Origin of the sequence: Streptomyces sp. XD-27 (genome assembly GCF_030553055.1) — a bacterium.
Taxonomy (GTDB): Bacteria; Actinomycetota; Actinomycetes; order Streptomycetales; family Streptomycetaceae; genus Streptomyces.
On record NZ_CP130713.1, the window covers coordinates 5,902,037 to 5,914,297 of the forward strand.

At 71.7% G+C, this 12,261-nt stretch carries 11 protein-coding genes and 1 riboswitch; of the genes, 5 read left to right on the forward strand and 6 right to left on the reverse strand.

What is annotated here, in order from left to right; translation table 11 throughout:
• The first annotated feature begins 34 nt into the window (after positions 1-34).
• Positions 35-139, forward strand: a riboswitch (TPP riboswitch).
• The 3 genes from Q3Y56_RS25850 to Q3Y56_RS25860 all read left to right on the forward strand — a co-directional run bounded on the left by Q3Y56_RS25850 (position 136) and on the right by Q3Y56_RS25860 (position 3,959).
• The gene (locus Q3Y56_RS25850) at positions 136-1,218 is read left to right on the forward strand and encodes a thiamine ABC transporter substrate binding subunit (RefSeq protein ID WP_304464210.1); all 1,083 of its coding nucleotides are present in this window, start codon (positions 136-138) and stop codon (positions 1,216-1,218) included. It overlaps the preceding riboswitch by 4 nt.
• A 95-nt stretch (positions 1,219-1,313) precedes the next feature.
• Positions 1,314-2,927, forward strand: a complete 1,614-nt coding sequence (locus tag Q3Y56_RS25855) for an iron ABC transporter permease (RefSeq protein WP_304465804.1) — start codon at positions 1,314-1,316, stop codon at positions 2,925-2,927.
• Positions 2,928-3,959, forward strand: coding sequence for an ABC transporter ATP-binding protein (locus tag Q3Y56_RS25860; RefSeq protein WP_304464211.1), 1,032 nt, complete (start codon positions 2,928-2,930; stop codon positions 3,957-3,959). It begins immediately after the preceding gene.
• 96 nt (positions 3,960-4,055) lie between these two features.
• Here the strand turns inward: Q3Y56_RS25860 and Q3Y56_RS25865 are convergent, their stop codons facing one another.
• From Q3Y56_RS25865 to Q3Y56_RS25880, 4 genes are all read right to left on the reverse strand, one after another.
• The gene (locus Q3Y56_RS25865) at positions 4,056-5,402 is read right to left on the reverse strand and encodes a hypothetical protein (protein ID WP_304464212.1); all 1,347 of its coding nucleotides are present in this window, start codon (positions 5,400-5,402) and stop codon (positions 4,056-4,058) included.
• On the reverse strand, positions 5,384-6,115 hold the full coding sequence (locus tag Q3Y56_RS25870) for an ABC transporter ATP-binding protein (protein WP_304464213.1): 732 nt from the start codon (positions 6,113-6,115) through the stop codon (positions 5,384-5,386). The genes Q3Y56_RS25865 and Q3Y56_RS25870 overlap by 19 nt, the downstream gene beginning before the upstream one ends.
• 175 nt (positions 6,116-6,290) lie before the next feature.
• Positions 6,291-7,652 carry an aspartate aminotransferase family protein gene (locus Q3Y56_RS25875; RefSeq protein ID WP_304464214.1) on the reverse strand — a complete coding sequence of 454 codons (1,362 nt, stop codon included), beginning with the start codon at positions 7,650-7,652 and terminating at the stop codon, positions 6,291-6,293.
• A gap of 2 nt (positions 7,653-7,654) precedes the next feature.
• The gene (locus Q3Y56_RS25880) at positions 7,655-8,128 is read right to left on the reverse strand and encodes an Lrp/AsnC family transcriptional regulator (RefSeq protein WP_304464215.1); all 474 of its coding nucleotides are present in this window, start codon (positions 8,126-8,128) and stop codon (positions 7,655-7,657) included.
• 183 nt (positions 8,129-8,311) lie between these two features.
• Between Q3Y56_RS25880 and Q3Y56_RS25885 the strand changes: the two genes are divergently transcribed.
• Both Q3Y56_RS25885 and Q3Y56_RS25890 read left to right on the forward strand, forming a co-directional pair.
• Positions 8,312-9,766 (forward strand): gamma-aminobutyraldehyde dehydrogenase, encoded by a 1,455-nt coding sequence (locus Q3Y56_RS25885; protein ID WP_304465805.1) that lies wholly within the window; start codon positions 8,312-8,314, stop codon positions 9,764-9,766.
• Between the two features lie 111 nt (positions 9,767-9,877).
• Complete coding sequence (locus Q3Y56_RS25890) at positions 9,878-10,486, forward strand: Uma2 family endonuclease (protein WP_304464216.1); 609 nt, start codon at positions 9,878-9,880, stop codon at positions 10,484-10,486.
• On the opposite strand, the gene Q3Y56_RS25895 is transcribed toward Q3Y56_RS25890, so the two are convergent.
• Both Q3Y56_RS25895 and Q3Y56_RS25900 read right to left on the reverse strand, forming a co-directional pair.
• On the reverse strand, positions 10,452-11,168 hold the full coding sequence (locus Q3Y56_RS25895) for a glycerophosphodiester phosphodiesterase (protein WP_304464217.1): 717 nt from the start codon (positions 11,166-11,168) through the stop codon (positions 10,452-10,454). The two genes, Q3Y56_RS25890 and Q3Y56_RS25895, sit on opposite strands and share 35 nt — an antisense overlap.
• A gap of 26 nt (positions 11,169-11,194) precedes the next feature.
• Positions 11,195-12,217: an adenosine deaminase gene (locus tag Q3Y56_RS25900; RefSeq protein ID WP_304464218.1), complete on the reverse strand. Its 1,023-nt coding sequence runs from the start codon at positions 12,215-12,217 to the stop codon at positions 11,195-11,197.
• Positions 12,218-12,261: the final 44 nt, after the last annotated feature.

Consider the following 12,261-nt stretch of genomic DNA (forward strand, 5'->3'; position numbering starts at 1 on the left):
CACGGTGGCTGGTACTGTGCCTTCGCACAAATGAACAATCCGACAGGGGAGCGCACACAGCGCTGAGAGTGCGGCACCGCCGCAGACCCTCGGACCTGATCCGGGTCATACCGGCGTAGGGAGTCAGCACAACCGATGAACACCAGCCTTCGGCGCGCCCTCGGGGCCGCCCTCCTCGGCGCGCTCGCCACCACCACCCTCGCCGCCTGCGACGGCTCCGACGAGGCCGACAGCGGTGGCTCCAAGACCGTCACCCTGGTCAGCCACGAATCGTTCGCACTCTCCCCTGAGGTACAGAAGGAGTTCGAACGGAAGAGCGGCTACAAGCTGAAGGTCCTCGAGAACGCGGACGCCGGGGTCGCCGTCAACAAGGCGGTGCTGACCAAGGGGCACCCCGAAGGCGATGTCCTCTTCGGCGTCGACAACACCCTGCTCTCCCGCGCGCTGGACAACGACCTGTTCACCCCGTACGAGGCCAAGGGCCTGGACCGGATCCCGGCCTCGGTCCAGTACGACCGGGACAAGCACCGCGTGACGCCCGTCGACACCGGCGAGGTCTGCGTCAACTACGACAAGAAGTACTTCGCCGACAAGAAGCTGGCGCCGCCGCAGACCTTCGACGACCTCGTCAAGCCCCAGTACAAGAACCTGCTGGTCACCGAGAACGCCGCCACGTCCTCGCCCGGCCTGTCCTTCCTCCTGGCCACCGCCGCCCGGTACGGCGACGACGGCTGGCGCGACTACTGGAAGAAGCTCAAGGACAACGGCGTCGAGGTGGTCGACGGCTGGAGCCAGGCCTACAACGACCGGTTCTCCGGCTCCGCCGGAGGCAAGAAGGCCGGCGGCGACCGGCCCCTGGTCGTCTCCTACGCCGGCAGCCCCCCGGCCGAGGTGTACTACGCCAAGCCGCAGCCCAAGAAGGCGCCGACCGGCGTCGCGACCGGCACCTGCTTCCGGCAGACCGAGTTCGCGGGCCTGCTCAAGGGCGCCCGGAACGAGGAAGGCGGCAAGGCCCTGCTGGACTTCCTGATCAGCAAGCGGTTCCAGGAGGACATCCCGCTGAACATGTGGGTCAACCCGGTCCTCAAGGGGGCCGAGCTGCCGAAGCTGTTCACCGAGTTCGGCGCGAAGGTGGACCACCCCGAGACCATGGCTCCCGAGAAGATCGCCGAGAACCGTGAGCCGTGGATCAAGTCATGGTCCTCCCTCGTCCTGTAAAGACCCGTCCTGCCGACAACCGGCCGGTGAAGACGAGCCCGGCCGCCGCGCCGCGCCGCCGTAACCCGCGCGGCGCGGCGGTCCGGCTCGGCCTGATGGCCCTGCCGCTGGCCTTCTTCGCGGTCTTCTTCGCGTATCCGGTGGCCGCCATCGTCACCCGCGGGCTCAAGGCCGACGGCCGGTGGCGGTTCGACCGCATCGGCGAGGTGCTCGGCGACCCGGGCGTCCGCGACGTCCTGTGGTTCACCACCTGGCAGGCGGCCGCCTCCACTGCCCTGACCCTGGCCCTCGCCCTGCCCGGCGCGTACGTCTTCGCACGCCTGGACTTCCCCGGCAGACACCTGCTGCGCGCCGTGGTCACCGTGCCGTTCGTCCTGCCCACCGTCGTCGTGGGCACCGCCTTCCTGGCACTGCTCGGCCGCGGCGGACTGCTGGACGACCTGTGGGGCATACGCCTGGACACCACCGTCTGGGCGATCCTGCTGGCGCACGTGTTCTTCAACTACGCGGTCGTCGTACGGACCGTCGGCGGGCTGTGGGCGCAGCTCGACCCGCGCCAGGAGGAGGCGGCGCGGGTCCTCGGAGCGGGCCGCCTGGCGGCCTGGCGGCGCGTCACCCTGCCCGCGCTCGCCCCCGCGGTGGCCGCCGCCGCGCTCATGGTCTTCCTGTTCACCTTCACCTCCTTCGGCGTCGTACAGATCCTCGGCGGCCCGCACTACGCCACCCTGGAAGTGGAGATCTACCGGCAGACGGCCCAGCTGCTGGACCTGCCCACCGCCGCCGTGCTCAGCCTGGTGCAGTTCGCGGCGGTCGGCACGCTGCTCGCGGTGCACGCCTGGACCGTCCGGCGCCGGGAGAGCACCCTGCGGCTGGTCGACCCGGCGCACACTGCCCGCCGCCCGCGCGGTGCCGGGCAGTGGACGCTGCTCGGCCTGGTGCTGGTCCAGATCGCGCTGCTGATCCTGCTGCCGCTCGGCGTCCTGGTGGCGCGGTCCTTCGAGACCCCCGACGGCTACGGCCTGGCCTACTACCGCGCCCTGGGATCGGTCGACGACAGCGGCGGGATGTTCCTCGTCGCGCCGGTCGAGGCCGTGTGGAACTCCCTGGAGTACGCGGCCGCCGCCACCCTCATCGCCCTGGTCGTCGGCGGCCTCGCCGCCGCCGCGCTCACCCGGCGCGCCGGACGCCTCGCACGGGGCTTCGACGCGCTGCTGATGCTGCCGCTGGGCACCTCCGCCGTGACCGTCGGCTTCGGCTTCCTCATCGCCCTCGACGAGCCGCCGCTGGACCTGCGCGCCTCCTGGGTTCTGGTGCCGCTGGCGCAGGCCCTGGTCGGCGTGCCGTTCGTCGTCCGCACCATGCTGCCGGTGCTGCGGGCGGTGGACCACCGACTGCGCGAGGCGGCCGCCGTGCTGGGCGCCTCCCCGCTGCGGGCCTGGCGCGAGGTGGACCTGCCGCTGGTCGGACGCGCCGTGGGGATCGCGGCGGGCTTCGCGTTCGCCGTCTCGCTCGGCGAGTTCGGCGCCACCGTCTTCATCGCCCGGCCCGACAACCCCACGCTGCCGGTCGCCGTCTCCCGCTTCCTGGGCCGCGCGGGGGACCTGAACTACGGGCAGGCGATGGCGCTGAGCACCGTTCTCATGCTCGTGTGCGCCTGCTCCCTGGTGGTGCTGGAGCGCGTCAGGGCCGACCGTACAGGAGAGTTCTAGATGGCCATGCTGCGGCTGGAACAGCTGACCGTCCGCTTCGGGGCGCGGACCGCGCTGGACGCCGTGGACCTGGAGGTCGCCGAGCACGAGACGGTGTGCGTCCTCGGCCCCAGCGGCAGCGGCAAGTCCACCCTGCTGCGGGTCGTCGCCGGGCTGCAGCGGGCGGACGCCGGGCGAGTGCTGCTGGCGGGCCGCGACCAGACCGGCGTCCCGACGCACCGGCGCGGCGTGGGCCTGATGTTCCAGGACCACCAGCTCTTCCCCCAGCGCGACGTCGGCGGCAACGTCGGCTTCGGACTGCGGATGCGCGGCACCGGCCGCGCCGACCGTGAGCGCCGCGTCGCCGAACTGCTGGACCTGGTGGGACTGCCCGGCGCCGCCCGGCGGGCCGTGGCCGCGCTGTCCGGCGGCGAGCAGCAACGCGTGGCCCTCGCCCGCGCCCTGGCCCCCAGCCCTCGCCTGCTGATGCTCGACGAACCCCTCGGCCAGCTCGACCGGGCCCTGCGCGAACGCCTGGTGGTCGAACTGCGCCAGCTCTTCGACCGGTTGGGTACGACCGTGCTGGCCGTCACCCACGACCAGGGCGAGGCGTTCGCGCTGGCCGACCGGGTGGTGGTCATGGACGGCGGCCGGATCGCGCAGGCCGGCACCCCGCTGGAGGTGTGGCGGCGCCCCGCCTCCGAGTTCGTCGCCCGCTTCCTCGGCTTCGACAACGTGGTGGCGGCCACCGTGCACGGAGCCGCCGCGGACACCCCCTGGGGCACGGTCCCGGTCCCGGCCGCCGCCCGGCCCGGTGCCTGCCGGCTGCTGATCCGCCCGGCCGGGGTGCGGCTGGTCCCCGTGGACGAAGGGCTGCCGTGCACGGTCACCGGCCGGACCTTCCGCGGCGACCACGTCGCGCTGCTCCTCCAGCCGGACAACGCGCCCCGGCTGGAGGCCGCGTGCGCGCTCCGCGACGCGCCGGAGCCGGGGGAACGGGTCGGTGTCGCGTTCGACGCGGACGACGTGGTGCCGCTCAGCTCCGACGACTGATCCGTGTCCGGGCCGATCAGCGCCGCCCGGCCCCCCGGTCCCCACCCCCCCCGGCCAAGGCAGCAAGGCCGGAAGAGGCGGTGGGGCCGCGGCGGCTCACTGCGTCAGCGGGATCGTCACCAGCTCGGCGACCGTCCATGTCAGCCCGGCCAGCACGGCCAGCAGCGCCGCCGAGCGCACGGCGGCGGCGGCCCGCAGCAGGCGGGTCGGGGCGCCGATGCGCACCAGCGCGTCCCGCGTCGCCGCGCGTCCCGCCCGGACCTCCAGCGCGGTGGTGAGGGCGGTCGCGGTGACGCACGCCATGACCAGGGCCGCGCCCAGCCCGGCGACGGGGCCGCAGTCGCCGAGCTCCGCGCCATACAGCTCCACGACCCCGTACGCGCCCGAGGCCACGGCGCACAGCACGCCCAGCGGCCGCCCCAGGCGCGGCGCCTCCTCCTGGAGGGCCCGGCCCGCCAGCAGGCGCAGCGGGCCCGGCCGACCGGCGGCCAGCAGTCCGCCGCACAGGAACGCCAGACCCGGCCCCGCCAGCATCAGACCCAGTGCCGTCAGCACCCAGCCGACGACCACGCCCGGCGGACTCGCCACGCTGTGGCCGGGCAGCGGCAGCACCTCGGCGGCCGCCGCGCCCGCGCCCCGGCTGGTGTACGACACCAGGGCCAGCCCTCCGCCGATCAGTGCCGCGCCCCAGGGCAGGCCCACGTACCCGGCGATGTCGTACCCGGGCGGGGGCTGAGCGCCCCGCGCCCGCTCCGGCGGGGGCTGCGCCGATTCCGTTCGGCCTTCGGGAACCGGTGCCTGGCGCATGGCGATCCGCGCTGCCACCGCCTGGCCGATCGTCGTGGGCCGACCGGCCTCCGGCCGCGCCGCCCCACGCCGCCCGCCACGGGCCGTCCGCTCGCCGCGCGGCCAGGGCCAGTACGACCACAGGTCCTCGCGCGGCCACAGGCAGGCCGCGCTGGCGATGGCCGCCAGCACCGGCACCAGCGCCAGCATGATGAACACCGCGCCCAGCGGCAGCCGCGCGCCCCGCCCGAGCTGGTCGCCCAGTCCTCCGGCCGCCGCCGGACCGCCGAGGTTCCCGCGTACGTACAAGAACACCGCGAGCGCCAGCGCGCTGCCCAGGGTGCAGAACAGCGCGGTGGAGGCCGCCGCGAGCCGGGCCCGCCGGGTCGGCCCCAGCCCGACGGAGTCCAGCCCCAGACCGGCCCGCACACTGGGATCCGCGCGGGCGACGGCGACGGCGAACTGCACCGTGGCCGCCAGCGGTACGACGCACCACAGCAGCCGGGCGGCCGAGCCGTCGGACCGCGTCGGGTGGGCGAGCGCGTACCCCAGCGTGCACAGCAGCAGAAAGCCCGCTGCCGCGGACGCCGCCGTCACCAGCAGCCGCCGCAGCAGAACGAGGGGATGCGCGCCGAGGGCTAGGCGGAGACTGAGCACGCGCCGAGCTCCTCCGTTTCAGGGGCCGGGACGGCGGCACCGGCCCGGCGTCCGTCCTGGAGCGCGACGGTCTGGTCGGCGAGCGGGGCCGCCTCGCTGTCGTGGGTGGCGAGGACGACGGTGATGCCGTGCGAACGGGCCGCGGTGGCGAGCGTACGCAGCATCTGGGCACGGTCGACCTGGTGCAGCGGGGCGGTGGGCTCGTCGGCGAACAGCACGTCGGGCTCGGCGGCGAGCGCGCGGGCGATGGCCACCCGCTGGCGCTGCGACTGGAGCAGCGCCGCCGGGCGGCGCCGCTCCTGGTCGCTGACGTCGAGCCGGTCGAGCCACTCCCGCGCGGTGTGCCGGGCGGCGCGCCGCCCGACGCCGCGCAGCATCAGCGGCAGCGCCACGTTCTCCCAGACGGTGAGCTCGGGGACCAGCTGCGGTTCGGTCCCGATCCAGCCGAAGTGCTCGCGGCGCAGCCGCTCGCGGGCCGCCGGGGCGAGGGTGTGCATCGGCATGCTCTGGAACCACACCTCGCCTTCGTCCGGCGGGAGCTGACCGGACAGGCATCTGAGCAGGGTGGACTTGCCCGCGCCGCGTGGACCGGTGACGGCGAGGATGCCGCCCTGCCGGACGCCGACGGAGACGCCGACGAGCGCGGGCGAGCCGTTGTACGCGTACGCGACGCCGCGCCCCCAGAGCACGTCGTCGTCCGGCGAAGCAACCATGCCAAGCACCTCGGCTTACCTAACGAATGTCCGTTCCCCCATATGGGCGAACGAGCGCAAGGTCAATCGGTCACTGGCACGGTAAGGACTCGTGCGGGCCGATCCGGTCCAGGCTCGGCGCGGGCGGGGCGCGATTCCTCCGATCAGCCGACCGGAGCGGCGCACGGGTCCGGGGTCAGAGCTTCGTCCACGCCTCCGTGAGGGTCGCGCGGAGCACCTGCTCGATCTCGTCGAACGTCGACTGGTCCGCGATCAGCGGCGGCGCCAGCTGAACGACCGGGTCGCCGCGGTCGTCGGCGCGGCAGTACAGGCCGTTGTCGTACAGTGCCTTGGAGAGGAAGCCGTACAGGACGCGCTCGGTCTCCTCGTCGTTGAACGACTCCTTGGTGGTCTTGTCCTTGACCAGCTCGATGCCGTAGAAGTAGCCGTTTCCGCGCACGTCGCCGACGATCGGCAGGTCGTGCAGCTTCTGCAGGGTATTCAGGAACGCGCTCTCGTTGTCCAGCACGTGCTGGTTGAGGCCTTCGCGCTCGAAGATGTCGAAGTTCGCCAGCGCCACGGCCGAGGAGACCGGGTGGCCGCCGAAGGTGTAGCCGTGCAGGAACGTGTTGCCGCCCTTGTAGAACGGCTCGGCCAGGCGGTCGGAGACGATGCAGGCGCCGATCGGGGAGTAGCCCGAGGTCATGCCCTTGGCGCAGGTGATCATGTCCGGGACGTAGCCGAACTTGTCGCACGCGAACATCGTGCCCAGGCGGCCGAAGGCGCAGATGACCTCGTCGGAGACCAGCAGCACGTCGTACTGGTCGCATATCTCGCGCACGCGCTGGAAGTAGCCGGGCGGCGGCGGGAAGCAGCCGCCGGCGTTCTGCACCGGCTCCAGGAAGACGGCCGCGACCGTGTCCGGGCCCTCGAAGAGGATCTGCTGCTCGATCTGGTCGGCGGCCCAGCGGCCGAACGCCTCCGGGTCGTCGCCGTGGATCGGCGCCCGGTAGAAGTTGGTGTTCGGGACCTTGTGGGCGCCGGGGACCAGCGGCTCGAACGGGGCCTTCAGGGCCGGCAGGCCGGTGATGGACAGGGCGCCCTGCGGGGTGCCGTGATAAGCGACCGCCCGCGAGATGACCTTGTACTTGGTCGGCTTGCCCGTGAGCTTGAAGTACTGCTTGGCCAGCTTCCACGCGGTCTCGACGGCCTCGCCGCCGCCGGTGGTGAAGAAGACCTTGTTCAGGTCGCCGGGGGCGTAGTGCGCCAGCCGCTCGGCCAGCTCGACCGCCTTGGGGTGGGCGTAGCTCCACACGGGGAAGAAGGCCAGTTCCTGGGCCTGCCGGGCGGCGGTCTCGGCGAGCTCGGCGCGGCCGTGGCCGGCGTTGACCACGAACAGGCCCGCGAGGCCGTCGATGTAGCGCTTGCCCTTGTCGTCGTAGATGTACGTGCCCTCGCCGCGCACGATGGTCGGCACGGGGGCGTTCTCGTACGACGACATGCGGGTGAAGTGCATCCACAGGTGGTCGTAGGCCGTCTGTGACAGGTCGGCGCTCATGGCTATCTCGTTCCCCAGGTGTAGGTCTGCTTCCGGAGCTTGAGGTAGACGAAGCTCTCGGTGGAGCGCACGCCGGGCAGCGTGCGGATCCGCTTGTTGATCATTTGGAGGAGATGGTCGTCGTCCTCGCAGACGATCTCGATGATGAGATCGAACGAGCCCGCGGTCATCACCACGTACTCGACCTCTTCCATGGCGGTCAGTGCGTCGGCCACCGGGTCGAGGTCGCCCTCGACGTTGATGCCGACCATCGCCTGGCGCCGCAGACCCACGGTGAGGGGGTCGGTGACGGCGACGATCTGCATCACGCCCTGGTCGAGCAGTTTCTGTACCCGCTGCCGTACCGCCGCCTCGGACAGGCCCACGGCCTTGCCGATCGCGGCGTACGGCCGCCGGCCGTCCTCCTGGAGCTGCTCGATGATCGCCAGGGAGACGGAGTCGATCGACGGCGCGCCGTTCTTGTCAGATGTGGCCACGGACACCACTGTGCATGAGGACTCGACAGTCACGCAACCCCAGAATGATGAAATTCGTTGTTCATGCGGCCGAAACTCACGGATTCCGTAGTTCTGGTGGGGCGGGTATGTTGAAAGCGTCGCCTTGGCGACTAGGGTGGGTGTCTCACCCATCGGACACCTGATACGGGAGGCGTGGCCAACGTGACCACCGAACTGCGTCGTTTGCGCAACTACATCGACGGGGAGTTCCGGGACGCCGCGGACGGGCGGACCACAGAGGTGGTCAACCCCGCCACGGGCGAGCCGTACGCCACCGCGCCGCTGTCCGGCGCGACGGACGTCGACGCCGCCATGGCCGCCGCCGCCAAGGCGTTCCCGGCCTGGCGCGACCTGGTGCCCGGCGAGCGCCAGAAGGCACTGCTCAAGATCGCCGACGCCTTCGAGGCGCGCGCGGAGGACCTGGTCGCCGCCGAGTCGGAGAACACCGGCAAGCCGCTCGGCCTCACGCGGGACGAGGAGGTCCCGCCGATGATCGACCAGATCCGGTTCTTCGCCGGCGCGGCCCGGATGCTGGAGGGCCGCTCCGCGGGCGAGTACATGGAGGGGATGACCTCCATCATCCGGCGCGAGCCCATCGGCGTCTGCGCGCAGGTCGCGCCGTGGAACTACCCGATGATGATGGCGGTGTGGAAGTTCGCCCCGGCGCTCGCCGCGGGCAACACCGTCGTCCTCAAGCCTTCCGACACCACCCCCGCGTCCACGGTGCTCATCGCGGAGATCATCGGCGGCGTGCTGGAGGAGCTCGGCCACCCCAAGGGCGTCTTCAACGTCATCTGCGGTGACCGCGAGACCGGCCGCCTGATGGTCGAGCACGACGTGCCCGCCATGGCCTCCATCACCGGTTCGGTACGGGCCGGCATGCAGGTCGCCGAGAGCGCCTCCAAGGACCTCAAGCGCGTCCACCTGGAGCTCGGCGGCAAGGCGCCGGTCGTCGTCTTCGAGGACACCGACATCGCCAAGGCCGTCGAGGACATCTCGGTCGCCGGTTTCTTCAACGCGGGCCAGGACTGTACGGCCGCCACCCGCGTGCTCGTCCACGAGTCCATCCACGACGAGTTCGTGACGGCGCTGGCGAAGGCCGCCGCCGACACCAGGACCGGCGCTCCGGACGACGAGGACGTGCTGTACGGCCCGCTCAACAACGCCAACCAGCTGGCCCAGGTCAGCGGCTTCATCGACCGGCTCCCGGCGCACGCCAAGGTCGAGGCGGGCGGCCACCGGGTCGGCGACAAGGGCTACTTCTACGCCCCCACCGTCGTCTCCGGCCTCAAGCAGGACGACGAGATCGTCCAGAAGGAGGTCTTCGGCCCGGTCATCACCGTCCAGTCGTTCACGGACGAGGCCCAGGCCGTGGAGTACGCCAACGGCGTGGAGTACGCGCTCGCGTCCTCCGTGTGGACGAAGGACCACGCCCGCGCCATGCGGCTGTCCAAGGCGCTGGACTTCGGCTGCGTGTGGATCAACACGCACATCCCGCTGGTGGCGGAGATGCCGCACGGCGGCTTCAAGAAGTCCGGTTACGGGAAGGACCTGTCGGCGTACGGGTTCGAGGACTACACGCGGATCAAGCACGTGATGACGTCGCTGGGCGACTGAGGCCGCGACGCGGCCGAAAGAGCCCCGGGACACGGCCGTGTCCCGGGGCTCCGCTTATCGTTTAACTGTGCGGCTGCGCGTACATGCGCGCGAGAGGGGAGGAGCGGCACGATGACCGTCGCAATGGACGACAGGATCGAGGTCGAGTGCCACATGGCCGACCAGGCGAAGCCGCAAGAGCTCACTTTGGACTACCTGTTCGAGCTGCTGGAGCGCATGCCCGTCCCCGAGGGCTACAAGGCTGAGATTGTCGAGGGGGCCATCATCATGTCGCCGCAGCGGGAAGTCCACTGGGACATCATCGCCAACGTCTATGAGCAGTTGCGTGCCACGTACCCCCGGGTGCGGTTGCTGTCCGACGTCCGAATCGACTTCCCTGGCTACCTGAACGGGTTCTGCCCTGACCTGGTGGCTCTGAGGGAGGGGACGCAGAAGGACAGCAAGGGGCTGAGGGCGCCTCAAGACATTGAATTCCTGCTGGAAGTCATCTCGAGGGGGACGAGCGCCAACGACTACGGCTCCAAGAAGGCCACCTACGCCGAGGTTGGGGTGCCTACCTACATGATTGCCGATCCCTACACCGGTAGGTGCCACGTGTTCAGCCACCCCAAGGATGGCGAGTACAGGCGCCAGCTCAGGGTCGACTTCGGCTTGCCGATCGATCTGACCAACACCGCCGCGGGCATCAAGCTCTCGACCGACGAGTTCCCCCGCGACTGATCACCAGCCCCCGCAACGCACCAATCCGGTTGGTGGTAATCGAGTCCACGCCCGCCCGCATCAGCCGCGACATCGACCACCGCGTATCCGCCGTCCACGCCGAGACCAGCAATCCGTCGGCGTGGGCGCGGTCGACCAAGTCCCGGGAGACCAGGCCCCAGCGGTAGTTCAGCCAGCGGGGGCGCAGTTCGCCGAGTAGGGCGGGGCTCGGCGGGGCCGTCGTGGTCCACGTCAGCGCGATCTCGGCGGTCGGATCCGCGCGCCGTACCTGCCACAGCGCCGCCAGAGCCCCGCAGTAGTACGCCCGATCGGCCGCGCCAGATGCGCAGATCTCGGCCAGCGCGGCGGGCACCGCCGAGGCGTCCGGCAGGTCGACCATGACGCGACAGCTGTCGGTCTCGGCCAGCGCCGCGCGCAGCGTCGGCACCCCGCCGCCGGTCAGCTCAGCCACCTCCGCCGCCGTAAGCCGCTCCAGCGGCCGGTCGTGCTCCCACAGCCGCTTGAGCGTGGCGTCGTGGAGGACGACCGGGACCCCGTCCCGCGTGAGCCGGACGTCGATCTCCACCGCGTCCGCGCCCGCCCGCACGGCGGAACGGATCGAGGGGAGCGTGTTCTCGCGGTACGCGAAGGGGTCGCCGCGATGCGCGACGGCGGTGAACGCCCTTTCCGTGCCCCGGGCCATGGCCGGCTCCCCGTCTCGTCGGTTCGTCAGTGACCGGCCGCCGCCGTGTACGCGTCGATCTCGGCCGCCAGCCGGGCCTTGCCCGCCGGGTCCATGAAGGACGCCTCGACGGCGTTCTTCGCCAGCGCCGCCACGCCCGCCGCGTCCAGCTCCAGCAGCCGGGCGGCCACCGCGTACTCGGAGTTCAGGTCCGTGCCGAACATCGGCGGGTCGTCGCTGTTGATGGTGACCAGCACGCCCGCCGCGACCATCTCCTTGATCGGGTGCTCGTCCAGGGTGGCCACCGCCCGGGTGGCGATGTTGGAGGTCGGGCAGACCTCCAGCGGGATGCGGTGCTCGGCGAGGTGCGCCAGCAGCTTCGGGTCCTGGGTGCTGCTGGTGCCGTGCCCGATGCGCTCGGCGCGCAGCTCGGTGAGCGCGTCCCAGATCGTCTGCGGGCCGGTGGTCTCGCCCGCGTGCGGCACGCTGTGCAGCCCGGCGGCGATCGCGCGGTCGAAGTACGGCTTGAACTGCGGGCGCGGCACCCCGATCTCCGGGCCGCCGAGGCCGAAGCTGACCAGGCCCTCCGGCTGCAGCTCGGTGGCGATCCGGGTGGTCTCCTCGGCGGACGCGAGACCGGCCTCGCCGGGGATGTCGAAGCACCAGCGCAGCACCACGTCCAGCTCGGACTCGGCCGCCTTGCGGGCGTCCTCGATCGCCTCCACGAACGCGGCGTCCGGGATGCCGCGCCGGGTCGAGCTGTACGGGGTGACGGTCAGCTCGGCGTACCGGATGTTCTGCCGCGCCATGTCCCGGGCCACCTCGTAGGTGAGCAGGCGGACGTCGTCGGCGTCGCGGATCAGGTCGACCACCGACAGGTAGATCTCGATGAAGTGCGCGAAGTCGCGGAAGGCGAAGTAGTCGGCGAGGGCCTCGGGGTCGGTGGGCACCGGCGAGTCGGGGTGGCGGGCGGCCAGCTGCGCGACGATGCGCGGGGACGCGGATCCGACGTGGTGGACGTGGAGCTCGGCCTTCGGCAGGCCGGCGATGAAGGCGCTGAGATCGGTCATCGGATCCTCCTTGTGGCGGGCCGCCGTTGCTGGGCCGACCGCCA

Coding starts and splice junctions, on each gene's coding strand:
- Q3Y56_RS25870 (WP_304464213.1), bottom strand. CDS start 6,115: ATGGTTGCTTCGCCGGACGACGACGTGCTCTGGGGGCGCGGCGTCGCG.
- Q3Y56_RS25850 (WP_304464210.1), top strand. CDS start 136: ATGAACACCAGCCTTCGGCGCGCCCTCGGGGCCGCCCTCCTCGGCGCG.
- Q3Y56_RS25875 (WP_304464214.1), bottom strand. CDS start 7,652: ATGAGCGCCGACCTGTCACAGACGGCCTACGACCACCTGTGGATGCAC.
- Q3Y56_RS25855 (WP_304465804.1), top strand. CDS start 1,314: ATGGCCCTGCCGCTGGCCTTCTTCGCGGTCTTCTTCGCGTATCCGGTG.
- Q3Y56_RS25860 (WP_304464211.1), top strand. CDS start 2,928: ATGGCCATGCTGCGGCTGGAACAGCTGACCGTCCGCTTCGGGGCGCGG.
- Q3Y56_RS25895 (WP_304464217.1), bottom strand. CDS start 11,168: ATGGCCCGGGGCACGGAAAGGGCGTTCACCGCCGTCGCGCATCGCGGC.
- Q3Y56_RS25890 (WP_304464216.1), top strand. CDS start 9,878: ATGACCGTCGCAATGGACGACAGGATCGAGGTCGAGTGCCACATGGCC.
- Q3Y56_RS25900 (WP_304464218.1), bottom strand. CDS start 12,217: ATGACCGATCTCAGCGCCTTCATCGCCGGCCTGCCGAAGGCCGAGCTC.